The organism is Pseudomonas sp. S37 (assembly GCF_016658545.1).
Taxonomy (GTDB): Bacteria; Pseudomonadota; Gammaproteobacteria; order Pseudomonadales; family Pseudomonadaceae; genus Aquipseudomonas.
Genome location: NZ_JACVZC010000020.1, coordinates 1 through 15,086 on the forward strand (window position 1 = coordinate 1; position 15,086 = coordinate 15,086).

Below are 15,086 nucleotides of genomic sequence, written 5' to 3' on the forward strand. Positions count from 1 at the left end.
TCACCTCCCTCCGCATGCCCTTCGCTCGGCCTCCTGAAGTCGCAATCGGCGTTGCCTGGACCATCGCGCGCTTAGAAGCAAAATCAAAAGCTGAAGCAAGGGCAAGGGCAAAAATACCCGGCGCAAGTGTCGCGAAATGCTCTGCAACGAACCACCCGCGCCTGTCGCGGTCTGCATGTGCTAAGCATAGCTTCATACCTTCGCAGGTGGGTTTGCCACCGCGCTTGTGTCATCATGCTCCGACCGCCGGTGAGTCCCCCAATAAGCCTTCTATGAACAAACCATACGCATTGCTGCTTGCCTTCGCCCTGCTCCAGGGCTGCCAGAGCCTGGTCCCGCAAAAGGACGAGCCTCCCGTCGCCGAAGCCGGCAAGGGCGAGGCGGAAAAGCCCGTGGTGTATGGCTCGTTCAAGCAGGACACGCTCTATAGCCTTTTAGTGGCGGAGCTGGCCGGCCAGCGCAACCGCTTCGACATCGCCCTGGCCAACTACACCGACCAGGCCGCGAAAACCCAGGACCCCGGGGTCTCCGAACGCGCCTACCGCATAGCCGAATACCTCGGCGCCGACGAGCCAGCACTGGATAACGCCTTGGTCTGGGCCCGCAACGACCCACAGAACCTCGACGCCCAGCGCGCCGCTGCCATCCAGCTGGCCCGCGCTGGCCGCTATGACGACTCCATGGCGTACATGGAAAAGGTGCTGCAAGGCCAAGGCGATACCCATTTCGATTTCCTTGCCCTGTCTGCCGCCGAAACCGACCAGAGCACCCGCGACGGCCTGCTGCAAAGCTTCGAGCGCCTGCTGGCGAAGTACCCGGACAACAGCCAGCTGGTGTTCGGCAAGGCCCTGCTGCTGAACCAGGACGGCAAGACCGAAGAAGCCCTGGAGTTGCTGGAGTCACACCCGCCGCAAAACGGTGAAATCGCCCCGGTACTGCTGCGCGCCCGCCTGCTGCAGGCCCTGGACCGTGGCCCGGAGGCCCTGCCGCTGCTGCGCGGGGCCATTCGTGACAACCCGGACGACAAGCGCCTGCGCCTGACCTACGCCCGCACCCTGGTCGAGCAGGACCGCATCGCCGACGCCAAGGCCGAGTTCTTCAGCCTGGTCCAGCAATACCCCGATGATGACGAGCTGCGCTACTCGCTGGCCTTGGTGTGCCTGGAAAACAAGGACTGGGACGAAGCCGAAGGTTATCTGCAGGAACTGGTCGAGCGCGACAGCAACGTCGACGCCGCTCACCTCAACCTGGGCCGCATCCGCGAAGAGCGCCACGACCCAGCGGGCGCCCTGCGTGAATACGCCCTGGTCGGCCCCGGCCCTGACTACCTGGCGGCGCAACTGCGCCAGGCCGACATCCTGATCGCCAACGGCCGCAGCAGCGAGGCCTCGCGGCTGCTCGCCGAAGCCCGCGAAGCACAGCCCGACTACGCCATCCAGCTGTACCTGATCGAATCGGAAAGCTACAGCAACAACAACAAGGACGCCCAGGCCAGCCAGGTGCTGCAGCAAGCCATCCAGCGCTACCCGGACGACCTCAACCTGCTTTACACCCGCGCCATGCTGGCCGAAAAGCGCGACGACCTGGCGCAGATGGAAAAAGACCTGCGCGCCATCATCGCCCGCGAGCCGGAAAACGCCATGGCCCTGAACGCCCTGGGCTACACCCTGGCCGACCGCACCACCCGCTATGCAGAAGCCCAGGCGCTGATCGACAAAGCTCACCAGTTGACCCCGGACGACCCGGCGGTACTCGACAGCCTGGGCTGGGTCAACTATCGCCAGGGCAACCTCGACGCGGCTGAAACCTACCTGCGCCAGGCCTTTGCCAACTTCCCCGACCACGAAGTGGCTGCCCACCTGGGCGAAGTGCTGTGGGCCAACGGCAAGCGCCGTGAAGCCCGCCAGGTCTGGGCCAAGGGCTTCGAAGCCCAGCCCGACAGCCCCATCCTGCGCAAGACCATCCTGCGCCTGACCGGATCCGAGACCCTTTAACGCCATGTTCCTGCGCCATTGCATCACCTTCACCCTGATCGCCCTGCTGGCCGGTTGTGCCGGCTTCGGTAGCCGTGAGGCCCTGCAGGGCCACGGCGACCCGCAGCAGTGGCGCGCCCATAAAGAGCAGTTGAGCAGCCTCGACGGCTGGCAGATCAACGGCAAGGTCGGCATCCGCGCCCCGCGCGACTCCGGCAGCGGCACGCTGTTCTGGCTGCAACGCCAGGACTACTACGACATTCGCCTGGCCGGCCCGCTGGGCCGTGGCGCCGCACGCCTGACCGGCCGCCCCGGCGGCGTGGTGCTGGAAGTGGCCAACCAGGGCCGCTACGAAGCCACCAGCCCCGAAGCCCTGCTGGAGGAACAACTAGGCTGGAAACTGCCGGTTTCGCACCTGGTCTGGTGGGTGCGCGGCCTGCCCGCCCCTGACAGCAAGAGCAAGCTGACCCTGGACGGCGACAGCCGCCTGGCCAGCCTTGACCAGGATGGCTGGCAGGTGCAGTACCTGAGTTACACCGAGCAGAACGGCTACTGGCTGCCCGAGCGCCTGAAGCTGCACGGCAAGGACCTGGACGTGACCCTGGTGGTCAAGGACTGGCAACCGCGCCAGCTGGGGCACTGATCCCATGCAAAAGCTCACCCTGCCGGCCCCGGCCAAGCTCAACCTGTGGCTGCACATCATCGGTCGCCGCGCCGACGGCTACCACGAGCTGGAAACCGTGTTCCAGTTTCTCGACCACGCTGACGAGCTGACTTTCGCCCTGCGTGACGATGGCGTGATCCGCCTGCACACCGAGATCGAGGCCGTACCGCACGACAACAACCTGATCGTGCGGGCCGCGCGCAAGCTGCAGGCGCAATCCGGTACTACGCTTGGCGTCGACATCTGGCTGACCAAGGTGCTGCCCATGGGTGGCGGCATCGGTGGCGGCAGCTCGGATGCCGCCACTACCCTGCTGGCCCTCGCCCACCTGTGGCAGCTGGGCTGGGACGAAGACCGCCTGGCCGCACTGGGCCTGAGCCTGGGCGCCGACGTGCCGGTATTCGTGCGCGGCCATGCAGCGTTCGCCCAGGGCGTGGGCGAGCAACTGACCCCGGTCGACCCGATCGAGCCCTGGTATGTCGTGCTGGTGCCGCAAGTGTCTGTCAGCACAGTAGAAATTTTTTCACATCCACAGTTGACACGTGATTCACTCCCCCTTAAGATGCGCCCCGTTCCCAAGGGAAACAGTCGAAATGACTGCCAACCGGTGGTAGAGCAGAATTACCCAGAAGTTCGCAATGCGTTGAATTCACTGGGAAAATTCACTGAGGCTCGACTAACCGGCACTGGAAGTTGTGTGTTTGGGGCCTTCCCAAGCAAAGCCGAAGCTGATAAAGTTCTGGCCCTTCTTTCAGCGACCCAAACAGGGTTTGTGGCGAAAGGAAGCAATATTTCGATGTTGCATCGCAAGCTGCAAAGTCTGGTCAAGAAGTCGAGCACATAAGTGTTCGCAAGCAACAGATACAGGGGCGTCGCCAAGCGGTAAGGCAGCAGGTTTTGATCCTGCCATGCGTTGGTTCGAATCCAGCCGCCCCTGCCATTTTCCTTATACTCATCCAGGTATACCCTCAGCCTTCAGGTACTGCGCGTGTCCAAGATGATGGTCTTTACGGGGAACGCTAACCCCGATCTGGCTCGGCGTGTCGTACGTCAGCTGCATATCCCTCTCGGTGACGTCTCTGTCGGTAAGTTCTCCGACGGCGAGATCAGTACTGAGATCAATGAAAATGTTCGTGGTAAAGACGTTTTCATTATTCAGCCGACTTGTGCCCCGACCAACGATAACCTGATGGAACTGGTAGTGATGGCCGACGCCTTCCGCCGCTCCTCAGCCTCCCGAATCACCGCCGTGATTCCTTACTTCGGATATGCCCGCCAGGACCGCCGTCCGCGTTCGGCACGTGTAGCCATCAGCGCCAAAGTCGTTGCTGACATGCTCACTGTCGTAGGTATCGACCGTGTACTCACCGTCGACCTGCACGCTGACCAGATCCAAGGCTTCTTCGATATTCCCGTCGACAACATCTACGGCTCGCCCGTACTGGTCGACGACATCGAAGACCAGCGTTTCGAGAACCTGATGATTGTCTCCCCGGACATCGGTGGTGTTGTGCGTGCACGCGCCGTCGCCAAGTCCCTGGGCGTCGACCTGGGTATCATCGACAAACGCCGCGAAAAGGCTAACCACTCCGAGGTTATGCACATCATCGGCGACGTCGAAGGGCGCACCTGCATCCTGGTAGACGACATGGTCGACACCGCCGGCACCCTGTGCCACGCGGCCAAAGCCCTGAAAGAACACGGCGCTGCCAAGGTTTATGCCTACTGCACGCACCCTGTCCTATCGGGCCGCGCGATCGAGAACATCGAGAAGTCGGTACTGGACGAGCTGGTGGTGACCAACACCGTTCCGCTGTCCGCCGCTGCTCAAGCCTGTGACCGTATCCGCCAGCTGGATATCGCACCGGTTGTCGCTGAAGCGGTCCGCCGCATCAGCAACGAAGAATCGATCAGCGCGATGTTCCGCTAAGCGGAACTCGTGTTGATGTGAAGCGCCCCGCCCCAACCTGTGTTGGGGCGGGGCTTTTTTGCCATCCCCGTCTGGCGCTGGTCGCAAACGCCATTCGGGAGGCTATTTTGGAGAAGTAAAATGACTGATTTCATCCTGAACGCCCAAGCGCGTACTGACCTGGGGAAAGGTGCGAGCCGCCGCCTGCGTCACGCCGCCAGCATCCCTGCCGTAGTTTACGGTGGCGATAAAGAAGCCCAATCCCTGACCATCGTGGCCAAGGAAATCGCCAAACTGTTCGAAAACGAAGCTGCCTTCAGCCACGTTATCGAACTGAACGTCGACGGCGCCAAGCAGAACGTCATCGTCAAGGCCATGCAGCGCCACCCAGCCAAAGGCTTCATCATGCACGCCGACTTCGTTCGCGTCGTTGCTGGCCAGAAGCTGACCGCTGTTGTTCCAGTGCACTTCATCAACGAAGAAGCACCGGTCAAGAAAGGCGGCGAGATCTCGCACGTTGAATCGCAGATCGAAGTTTCCTGCGAAGCCAAAGACCTGCCTGAGTTCATCGAAGTCGACCTGGCCAACGCTGAAATCGGCACCATCATCCACCTGTCGGACCTGAAAGCTCCGAAAGGGGTAGAGTTCGTAGCTCTGGCCCACGGTGATGACAAAGCTGTTGCCAACGTTCACGCTCCACGCGTTGCTCCAGAAGCAGAAGGCGCTGCCGAGTAATCCACTCGCACGCCGGCGTTGATCGGGTTACAGTGCCGCGCGCACCGTAACCCACCAACTCCAAGGAAGAGCCCCTGACGTGACCGCCATCCAGTTGATCGTTGGCCTGGGTAACCCCGGCCCCGAATACGAACAGACCCGGCATAACGCAGGGGCTCTTTTCGTTGAACGCATTGCCAGCGCCCAGCGTGTTTCGCTGACCGCTGACAAAAAATATTTCGGCCTGACGGCTAAGTTCAGCCATCAGGGCAACGACGTTCGTTTGTTGATCCCCACCACCTACATGAACCGTAGCGGCCAGGCCGTGGCGGCCTTGGCCAATTTCTTCCGCATCAAGCCGGAAGCAATTCTGGTGGCGCACGACGAACTCGACCTGCCTCCGGGCGTTGCCAAGCTCAAGCGCGGCGGCGGCCATGGGGGGCACAACGGCCTGCGCGACATCATTGCGCAGCTCGGCAACCAGAACGACTTCCACCGCCTGCGGCTTGGCATCGGCCACCCGGGTGACGCCAAACTGGTCTCCAACTTCGTCCTGGGTCGCGCACCGCGCGCCGAGCAGGAGAAGCTCGACGCCAGCATCGATTTTGCCCTCGGCGTGCTGCCGGACGTGCTTGCCGGCGACTTCGCCAAGGCAATGCGCGAGCTGCACAGCCAGAAGGCCTGATTTCCTTTAGAGAGGGGAATACCCATGGGTTTCAATTGCGGCATCGTCGGCCTGCCCAACGTCGGCAAGTCCACCCTGTTCAACGCCCTGACCAAGTCTGGCATCGCGGCGGAGAACTTCCCTTTCTGCACCATCGAGCCGAACAGCGGCATCGTGCCGATGCCCGATGCGCGCCTGGCTGCGCTGGCTGAGATCGTCAAGCCTAACCGCATCCTGCCAACCACCATGGAATTCGTCGACATCGCCGGACTGGTGGCTGGTGCCTCGAAAGGCGAAGGCCTGGGCAACAAGTTCCTCGCCAACATCCGCGAGACCGACGCCATTGCCCACGTTGTGCGCTGCTTCGAAGACGAGAACGTGATCCACGTCTCCAACAGCGTCGACCCCAAGCGTGACATCGAGATCATCGACCTCGAGCTGATCTTCGCCGACCTCGACAGCTGCGAGAAGCAGCTGCAGAAGGTTGCCCGCAACGCCAAGGGCGGCGACAAGGAAGCCCTGGCGCAGAAGGCCATCCTGGAAAAGCTGATTCCGCACTTCACCGAAGGCAAGCCTGCACGCAGCCTGATGAAGCACATGGCTGACGACGAAAAAGCCGTTATCCGTGGCTTCCACCTGCTGACCAGCAAGCCAGTGATGTACATCGCCAACGTCGCCGAAGACGGCTTCGACAATAACCCGCACCTGGACGTGGTCAAGGCCATCGCCGAGGAAGAAGGCGCGGTGGTGGTGCCGGTGTGCAACAAGATCGAAGCGGAAATCGCCGAGCTGGATGATGGCGAAGAGAAAGACATGTTCCTCGAGGCCCTGGGCCTGGAAGAGCCTGGCCTGAACCGCGTGATCCGCGCCGGTTACGAGCTGCTGAACCTGCAGACCTACTTCACTGCCGGCGTGCAGGAAGTACGCGCCTGGACCGTCCGCGTCGGTGCCACCGCACCGCAAGCGGCCGGGGTTATCCACACCGACTTCGAAAAAGGCTTCATCCGCGCTGAAGTGGTGGCCTATGACGACTTCATCCAGTTCAAGGGTGAGAGCGGTGCCAAGGAAGCCGGTAAATGGCGTTTGGAAGGCAAGGACTACATCGTCAAGGACGGTGACGTGATGCACTTCCGCTTCAACGTCTGATGGATGCCGTGGAATTCCACGGTACTTGAAAGACTTCAAAACCCCCGTGATCGTCAGGCGATACGGGGGTTTTGTGTTTTTGGGCCACCATTTTCATCCATTGAGATCCGAGCGTTCGTTGACTACTCTTCCGGGTACGACGCCCATAACCCGATTTCAAAAACCGGGTATGGCGAAAACCGGAGATCAGACGATGCTTACTGATACCCAATGCCGCACCGCGAAGCCCAAGGACAAACCTTACAAACTCACGGATGGAAAAGGCCTGTATCTCGAGGTCAAACCCAACGGCACCAAAGCGTGGCGCTACCGATTCAGTATCCGTATCACAGACACCACCAAGGAAAGCACCTTCGCGGTGGGTGACTATGCCATTGCGCCCCGTGGCGAGAGTGATGAAGACGCCCTGGCACGTCGTAAAGGTCGACGCTTTACCCTGGCAGAAGCACGCGAAGAACGTCTCAAGGCCCGAGACCTGGTGAAACAAGGCATCAATCCCGCCAGACATCGACAACTGCTACGCATCAAGCAGCAGCAAGACAACGCCACTACATTCGAGGCGGTCGCGCGGGAGTGGCTGGCACTCAAAGACTGGGAAGACATCACCAAGGTCAAGCGTCTGGAAATGCTCGAACGCGTAGTGTTCCCGAAGATTGCTCCGTGGCCGATCAAGAGCATTACCCCCGCCCACATCCTTGATGTGCTCACTACTTCCGCCAAGAAAAACGGCCTGACGGTCGCTGCGGCGGCTAAACGGAGCATGTCCGGTATTTTCGAACTCGCCGTCTCGACGCTGCGAGCAGATACAGACCCGGTCTATCCAGTCCGCCGCGCCCTGCCCGCTAACAAAACTCAGCACAAACGTCCGCTAACAACCGATGAAATTGGCCAGCTTTTACGCGACGTGGAAGGCCACTGCGGGCGTCATGAAACAGAAATCGCCTTTCGCCTGATGTGGCTGACGCTATGCAGACCCAATGAAGCAGTCGAAGCCCGCTGGGCAGAGTTCGACCTGGATGCAGCTCGCTGGCGTATCCCGGCCGAGCGAATGAAGAAGCGTAAAGAACACAACGTGCCCCTGCCAACTCAGGCTGTCGCAATGTTACGAGGCTTGCAAACCGTCACTGGCAAATACGAGCACCTCTTCCCCCATCGAGATGAACGCTCGAAACCCATGGTCGCGGCGTCGTTTCGCCAGATGCTGAAATCCCTGGGCTGGAGTGGGAAGTACAGCCCTCATGCCACCAGGACCACGGGGAGCACCCGCCTCAATGAATTGGGCTATCCGGGAGACTGGATTGAGCGTCAACTTGCCCATGCTGAACCGAACGCGGTGCGACGCACCTACAATCAGGCGGAATACTTGGCAGATCGCACAGTCATGATGCAGCAGTGGGCAGATATGCTCGACGCATGGATGCGCGGGGAAACGAATATTACGCCGATCACCAAGAGCATGGCCCGATAATGACGCGTCCACGGTGTGGCGACAGCGGCGACACTGGCGACATCCCACGTGCGACTTGGCCGGCAGCAGGCGACATCGGTGGCGACTGTCGCCGTGGTACGACGTGAACGACGGCTTTTCAGTCAAAGTCCCTGCGCATAGGAAGGCTCCGCATTCCCATGCACAGGGGCTCGCATCAAGAAGGCGACAAACGGCCCATCGTCCACTCACCACCACTCACGGCTACCTCTTTCCGCTATCGAATTTTGGCGCAATGAGCAGTGCCTAACTTGATTGACCCAGCCATCCCACCGGCGCTAGAAAGAAGCCTCGAAGCGCTGCCGCTGGCAGCACCCAGGTGACCCGAACCTTCAACGTCACGCCGCTTTATGCGGTGGTTCTCCCAAGGGCGATTAGCATCCGGCAGCTCGCCCGGTCACCTTCCCGGTGATGGGTGCTCTTTAACCTCATGGCCCTCGTGCGCCAGCTACACCGTACTGCGCTGTCCTGCAGCAACCTAATCGCTTGGCCGATTCTTGCGCCAACTTGCGCCCGTCTCTTTTTCCAGAAAAGAGACGGGCGCTCCTGACACTGCTGCAGCCCTGATCGCACATGGCTTTGCGGCAATCCCCCTCGTGACAATCGGCGTGACAAACGCCGATGTCACCAGCAACAGCGCTGTAGATGATGGTGCCGCAGCCCAGGGAATGGACTGCACCTGACTGACAGTCAGGCATGCCCCGGTCATCGCTGTGCTGCTTGCACCTGGCTCAGGATCTCGCGGCACTGGTCTCGTCAGCCAATGCAGCCTCCACCCGCCCACCGGTAACGGTGCTCAGGAGGCCAGATCATGAGATGCCCTTGCTCCTGGTCGTAAGGAGCCGCCAGTCCCGCGTCAGTGGACACCCTCACAGGTCGCAGGGGCCTTGATCCCTGATAACACTCAGCATTCTTGGCGAGATGACGTGAGGATGGACTTAAGGCTAGCTAAGAGAGGACACAGATCATGGCTGTAGTTGAAACGCGAGGTGGATGGAGGGTCAGTCCCAAGACTAGCGAAGCCGGCCCCTTTCAAGCTTCACGAAAACCTGAGGTTGGACACCTCGTCATCACAAGGGCTATTGTTTGGTAACCTCTACGCTTACTGGTTCACTGAGGATTGTAGCGAGAGGCTACAAGCTTCACCTGGGACGTAGAGGCTGAAGACGGTGATAGATACTAGCCTGGTGGCGAAGCTAAAGGCTGAGAATGCAAGATTGGTCGCCTTGCTGGATGCTCATGGCATCGATTGGCGTCTGCCGGCCGAGCCAGTCAGGATCGAGGTTGTTCAAGCAGAACACACACAACAATTCGGCACAGAAGCAAAGCTTGCCCTATTCCGGAGCTTGTTTCGTGGTAGGGCAGACGTTTATCCAATTCGCTGGGAAAGCAAGGCAGGCAAATCAGGATACACACCCGCCTGCGCAAATGAATGGAAACCTGGCGTTTGTGAAAAGCCCCGAATTAAATGCGGCGACTGCGGTAATCGTCAGCTACTCCCTCTCACCGATGACGTCGTTTATCGCCATCTAGCTGGTGAAGTGGTTATTGGCATCTATCCTCTGCTCCCGGATGACACCTGCTATCTTCTGGCGGTCGACTTTGATGAAGCCGAATGGCGTGATGACGCACGAGCCTTCGCTCAGTCGTGTCATGAACTGAACGTGCCAATGGCACTGGAAATATCCCGTTCAGGTAAAGGCGCTCATTGCTGGATTTTCTTCAAGCAAAGTGTTCCCGCTCATGATGCCCGACGTCTTGGTGCGGCAATCATCAGCCATGCATGTGAACGTACACGTCAATTGGCACTCACTTCTTATGATCGGTTGTTCCCAAATCAGGACTACATGCCTAAAGGCGGCTTCGGAAATCTCATCGCGCTTCCATTGCAAAAGCGAGCCAGAGCTCACAACAACAGCGTTTTTGTCGACAGCGAACTTGAACCTTATCTCGATCAGTGGGCCTTCTTAGCATCGGTTCAGAAAATGCCTCCGGAGGATATTCCGTTCGTTGTCACCCAAGCGATGGGGAAGCAGGACCCTACAGGAGTCATGTATGTTGACGACGACGGAGATGCAGAACCTTGGAAGGCTCGTGAGTCAAAGTCACCAAAATTGACGTGCCCATTGCCAGCCTCTATCAACGTCACGCTGGCTAACATGATTTACTTTGAAAAGTCGGCGTTGCCGCAACCATTAGCAAACCAGCTTGTCCGACTAGCCGCGTTTCAAAATCCCGAATTCTACAAAGCTCAAGCCATGCGCATGTCGGTGTGGAACAAGCCGAGAATAATCGGTTGCGCCCAGAACTTCCCCAAACATATTGCGCTGCCACGTGGCTGCTTGGATTCTGCACTGGAGCTGCTAGGGGTAAATGGCATCTCCCCTGAGTTTCAAGATGAACGCTTCGCCGGTGACCCGATTGACGTGAGTTTCCTCGGGACCTTGCGTCCAGACCAGGAAGATGCCATCGGCAAAATGCTGAATCATGATACCGGAATTCTTTGCGCACCTACGGCGTTCGGTAAACGGTCAGCGCAGCTGCATTGATTGCTAGACGTGGCGTTAACACATTAATACTTGTGCATCGGACCGAATTATTAAGACAGTGGCAAGAACGCGTGCAAGCGTTCTTGGGTGTTGGCAAGGGTGTGGTCGGAACGATTGGGGGCGGAAAAGCAAAACCTACAGGCATCATCGATATTGCCGTAATGCAATCGTTATCGCGAAAAGGTGAGATCAGCGATCACGTAAAAAACTACGGGCAAATTATCGTCGATGAGTGTCATCACCTGTCAGCAGTGTCATTCGAGGCACTACTGAGAACCGCGACTGCGCGATACGTGCTGGGCCTCACGGCAACTCCAGTGCGACGAGATGGGCAACAGCCAATCATTTTCATGCAATGCGGACCGATCCGACACTCTGCCGCTCGACCGGCGAGCGCACCTCATGATCTATCTGTCGTACCTCGACTGCTGCCAAAACCTGTGGTGGTCCCCGACGGTTCTGGAATCCAAGACGTTTTTCGGAAGTTAGCAGACGACTCTGAGCGCACAGCCAAAATCGTCTCGGAGATCGAGCTGGCGTACAGCCAAGGTAGAAAAATTCTGGTGCTAACAGAGCGGACGGAGCATGTGGATACCTTGGAGTTGGAGTTGAAGCAGCGCGTGAACAACCTTTTCACACTTCATGGGCGAGTGCCTAAAAAACAACGAATTGCCCGTATGCATGAGCTTGAGTGCCTCCCGCCTGACGCACCACGAGTACTCTTGGCGACGGGAAAGCTAGTGGGTGAAGGCTTCGATCATCCGCCATTGGACACGCTGGTTCTGGCAATGCCTATCTCATGGAAGGGAATCCTCCAGCAGTATGCAGGACGGTTGCATCGATCGCATGCCGACAAAGCCGACGTGCGAGTGATCGACTTCGTTGACGAGGGTAATGTCGCGCTGATGAGAATGTGGGATAAGCGCCAAGCAGGTTACAAAGCGATGGGCTACCGTATGGCCGACGCCCTAGTTACCATGGATCTACTTTAAACGTGATTCGACGGTTCATAGGGCACCACTCCTTTGTAATCGCGAAACCATAAGCATCTTCAAAAGCGGGTTTCAAAGCGGGTACACATCCAGCTTGATAGCACCCAAATCCGGACTTCATAAGGCCTGCACCCAATGACTTCTGGTTTAACGTCTAAGCGGTAGCCTGCAGTAACCACAAACCCCTTGAGGCCAATGCCTCAAGGGGTTTTGTTTTTTTGCTGCTTTATAAGGCATGCACCCGACCTGTAGGAGCGGCTTTAGCCGCGAACACCGGCGCAGCCGGTGCCATGCACCACGTTGGATTCTTCGCGGCTAAAGCCGCTCCCACAGGGTATGCGGATCGCTTGCGAACTCAGTTCTCTGCGCGACAGCGCAACGCAAAGGGCTGGGCGGCCTCCTACAGGAACTGCATTATGTCGAAAGGTCAAAAATCCCCTCGCAAGGTCAGCATGTAGCTGCGCGGCGTGCCGTAGGTGGTGCCACGGGTCCAGTAGCCGGTGGAGTCGAAGTACTTGCGGTCCAGCAGGTTCTCTACATCCACACCCACCGTCCAGTGCTGGTCGAGCTTGTACGCCGCACGGGCATCGAACACCGCCCGGCCACTGTTGCTCACGCCGTTGTAGGCGTCGTAATAGTGCGACTGTGCCGACACGCCACCACCGACACTGAAGCGGTTCCATTGCCCTGGCAGGGTGTAGTTGGTGTTGACCCGCAACAGGTGTTTGGGGGTTTGCGCCGAGATCGGCCCGCCGTTCTCCGATTGCGTGGTGTTGAAGGTGTAGCCTGCTGCCACTTGCAGCCCCGGCAACAACTCGCCACTGGCTTCGGCCTCGAAGCCTTTGCTGCGGCTGATGCCATCGCTGTTCACATAGCACCTGCCAGCCGAGTCGTTCGGGCAATTGCCGTCATTGGCATAGTCGCGGGCGGCGACGTCTTCCTGTTCGATGTAGAACAGCGCAAACGACAGGTTCAAGCGTTTGTCGAACAGCTCGCCCTTGATGCCGGTTTCATAATTGGAGCCAATGGCCGGGTCGAGCAGCTTGCCACCGGCACTGCGGTAGCTGGCTTGCGGCATGAAGATGTCAGCGTAGCTGGCGTACAGCGACCAATTGTCATCCAGGTCGTAGATCGCACCGACAAAAGGTGTGAATTCGTGCTTCTGTTCATTGGTGTTCTTCAACGCCCCGTCCCAGGCTTCGGTCTTGTACCAGCTCAGGCGGCCGCCCAGCACCAGGCTCAGGTCTTTGGTCATGTGCAGGCGAGCATTAAGGTAGGTACCGTAACGGGTGTCTATGGTGTCGTCGTTGTAGTTCCAGCCCTGCCGCGAAGGCTCTGGGACAATGCTGTGGTCCGGGTCGAACACATTGAGCGGGATGGGGCTATCCAGTTTGACCGTGGCGTCCTTGTCATTCATCTTGCGCCTGGACCAGTTGGCCCCCAGCGACAGCTGATGGCTCAGGCCGAAGGCTTGGAAATCGCCGTCCAGGTGGCCATCGACCGCATTGTTCGTAGCATCGAACTTGTGAAAATTGGTGTCGTTTATCATCGGGCCGGTCGGGCTACCGTACTCCAGCGTGTCCTCTGCACTCCACTCGATCGCACTGCGGTTGTAGCCGCTTTCGGAATGGGAAACGGCCAGCTTGCCGCTCCAGTCATCGTTGAAGCGGTGATTCAGGTCGGCGAACACTTCGTCGGTGCGCGTCTGCAGCTTCGCCCAATCCTGGCCCAGGAAGGTGGAACGCTTGAGGTGCGGGTTGCTGCCGTCTGGGTTGGTCGGCAGGCCCAGTACGCTGTAGCCGTCGATGCGTGAGGTTTGCCGGCGCAAACCCAAGGCCACGGTGGTGGCATCGCTCAGGTCGCCTTCGACGATACCGTACAGCAACGGCCGCTTGGACTTGCTGACATCGGTGAAGTAGCCACGGTCCTCGTAGGAGGCCACCACGCGGCCGCGCAACGACCCTTGCGGGTTCAAGCGGCCGCTGGCATCCAGGTCCAGGCGGTAGTTGTCCCACGAACCGGCGCGGGTGGTCACGGAAAAACGCGGCTCGCTGGTCGGGCGCTTGCGCACCAGGTTGACCGCCCCGCCCGGGTTGCCCGCCCCCACCAGCAGGCCGGACGCGCCACGCAGCACTTCGACGCGGTCGAACACCGCCATGTCGGGGATCATCCAGCCGGTGTAGGCGTAGGCCTGCCCGGCCACGCCGTCGACCATGTAGCTGTCGTCGGTGATGTCGAACCCACGGGAGCTGAAGTGGTGGTTGCCATAACCCCGGTTGGCACGGGTGATACCGGTGGTCTGGGCCATCACCTGGTCCAGCGACACCAGGTTCTTGTCGTCCATCAACTTGCGCGTGACCACGGTCACCGACTGCGGTGTGCGCCGCAGCGACTGGGGCATCTTGCCGATGGTCACTGCGCCGGTGGTGTACGAGCCCGAGCCTTCGGTGGTTTCCCCCAACCCGACGCTGTTGATATTGGTCGCGCCCAGCTCCAGTGCGCCCTTGGCGTCAACTGCCGGCACCACGCTGAAGGTGCCGCTGCCGGTAACGATCGCCTGCAACCCGCTGCCCACCAAAGCCTGCTGCACTGCTTGCAGGGCATTCATTTCACCTTGCACGGCCGGAGCCTGCTTGCCTGCGACCAAAGCGGGGTCAAGCGACATGACTTGCCTGCCTTGGCGGGCAATGGCATTGAGGGTTTGCGCCAGGCTGGCAGCCGGCAAGTCGAAGTACTGCAGCTGCTGCTGCGCGGAACCGTCAGCCCGGACGAAGGCCGTGGGCGCTGCGGCCAGGGCTATGGCAAGGGCGAGGGGCCAGGGTTTGAACACGTGGATACTCCTGAGTTTTTGCTGTTGTCAGGAGACAAGTGGGACGAGCGGGAAAAACCGGACACGAATGATAGAAATTTTCATTCAAAAGCCAATCTCAAACGCTGGTCGTGGTTTTGTGGGAGCCTGGCTTGCCGCCGATGGTCCGCAAAGCGGCCG

Annotated in this window: 9 protein-coding genes, 1 tRNA gene and 1 pseudogene; 10 read left to right on the forward strand and 1 reads right to left on the reverse strand. The window is 59.4% G+C overall.

What is annotated here, in order from left to right:
- Nucleotides 1-272: 272 nt before the first annotated feature.
- The 10 genes and pseudogenes from IAE39_RS09540 (at nucleotide 273) to IAE39_RS09585 (ending at nucleotide 12,097) form a co-directional block, all read left to right on the forward strand.
- Nucleotides 273-1,994, forward strand: a complete 1,722-nt coding sequence (locus IAE39_RS09540; RefSeq protein ID WP_201201637.1) for a tetratricopeptide repeat protein — start codon at nucleotides 273-275, stop codon at nucleotides 1,992-1,994.
- 4 nt (nucleotides 1,995-1,998) lie between these two features.
- Nucleotides 1,999-2,616, forward strand: a complete 618-nt coding sequence (lolB, locus tag IAE39_RS09545) for a lipoprotein insertase outer membrane protein LolB (RefSeq protein WP_201201639.1) — start codon at nucleotides 1,999-2,001, stop codon at nucleotides 2,614-2,616.
- Between the two features lie 4 nt (nucleotides 2,617-2,620).
- Nucleotides 2,621-3,481, forward strand: coding sequence for a 4-(cytidine 5'-diphospho)-2-C-methyl-D-erythritol kinase (gene ispE, locus IAE39_RS09550; protein ID WP_201201640.1), 861 nt, complete (start codon nucleotides 2,621-2,623; stop codon nucleotides 3,479-3,481).
- A 21-nt stretch (nucleotides 3,482-3,502) separates the two neighbouring features.
- Nucleotides 3,503-3,577: transfer RNA gene (locus IAE39_RS09555), tRNA-Gln, on the forward strand.
- A gap of 48 nt (nucleotides 3,578-3,625) precedes the next feature.
- Nucleotides 3,626-4,567, forward strand: coding sequence for a ribose-phosphate pyrophosphokinase (locus tag IAE39_RS09560; protein ID WP_003247410.1), 942 nt, complete (start codon nucleotides 3,626-3,628; stop codon nucleotides 4,565-4,567).
- A 120-nt stretch (nucleotides 4,568-4,687) separates the two neighbouring features.
- Entirely contained in the window at nucleotides 4,688-5,281 is a 594-nt protein-coding gene (locus IAE39_RS09565; RefSeq protein ID WP_201201641.1) for a 50S ribosomal protein L25/general stress protein Ctc, read from the forward strand.
- A 79-nt stretch (nucleotides 5,282-5,360) separates the two neighbouring features.
- Entirely contained in the window at nucleotides 5,361-5,945 is a 585-nt protein-coding gene (gene pth, locus IAE39_RS09570; RefSeq protein WP_009686183.1) for an aminoacyl-tRNA hydrolase, read from the forward strand.
- Between the two features lie 24 nt (nucleotides 5,946-5,969).
- A complete protein-coding gene (gene ychF / locus IAE39_RS09575) occupies nucleotides 5,970-7,070 on the forward strand; it encodes a redox-regulated ATPase YchF (protein ID WP_201201642.1) in 1,101 nt (366 codons plus the stop codon).
- 193 nt (nucleotides 7,071-7,263) lie between these two features.
- Nucleotides 7,264-8,538, forward strand: coding sequence for a tyrosine-type recombinase/integrase (locus IAE39_RS09580; protein WP_201201728.1), 1,275 nt, complete (start codon nucleotides 7,264-7,266; stop codon nucleotides 8,536-8,538).
- Between the two features lie 1,187 nt (nucleotides 8,539-9,725).
- Nucleotides 9,726-12,097 (forward strand): annotated as a pseudogene (locus IAE39_RS09585) (TOTE conflict system archaeo-eukaryotic primase domain-containing protein).
- Between the two features lie 427 nt (nucleotides 12,098-12,524).
- On the opposite strand, the gene IAE39_RS09590 reads toward IAE39_RS09585, so the two are convergent.
- Nucleotides 12,525-14,927 carry a TonB-dependent siderophore receptor gene (locus tag IAE39_RS09590; RefSeq protein WP_201201648.1) on the reverse strand — a complete coding sequence of 801 codons (2,403 nt, stop codon included), beginning with the start codon at nucleotides 14,925-14,927 and terminating at the stop codon, nucleotides 12,525-12,527.
- Nucleotides 14,928-15,086: the final 159 nt, after the last annotated feature.

What these genes read in the sequence shown, in the direction of transcription:
- lolB (WP_201201639.1), top strand. Translation starts at nt 1,999, where the DNA reads ATGTTCCTGCGCCATTGCATCACCTTCACCCTGATCGCCCTGCTGGCC.
- IAE39_RS09580 (WP_201201728.1), top strand. Translation starts at nt 7,264, where the DNA reads ATGCTTACTGATACCCAATGCCGCACCGCGAAGCCCAAGGACAAACCT.
- ispE (WP_201201640.1), top strand. Translation starts at nt 2,621, where the DNA reads ATGCAAAAGCTCACCCTGCCGGCCCCGGCCAAGCTCAACCTGTGGCTG.
- IAE39_RS09540 (WP_201201637.1), top strand. Translation starts at nt 273, where the DNA reads ATGAACAAACCATACGCATTGCTGCTTGCCTTCGCCCTGCTCCAGGGC.
- ychF (WP_201201642.1), top strand. Translation starts at nt 5,970, where the DNA reads ATGGGTTTCAATTGCGGCATCGTCGGCCTGCCCAACGTCGGCAAGTCC.
- IAE39_RS09565 (WP_201201641.1), top strand. Translation starts at nt 4,688, where the DNA reads ATGACTGATTTCATCCTGAACGCCCAAGCGCGTACTGACCTGGGGAAA.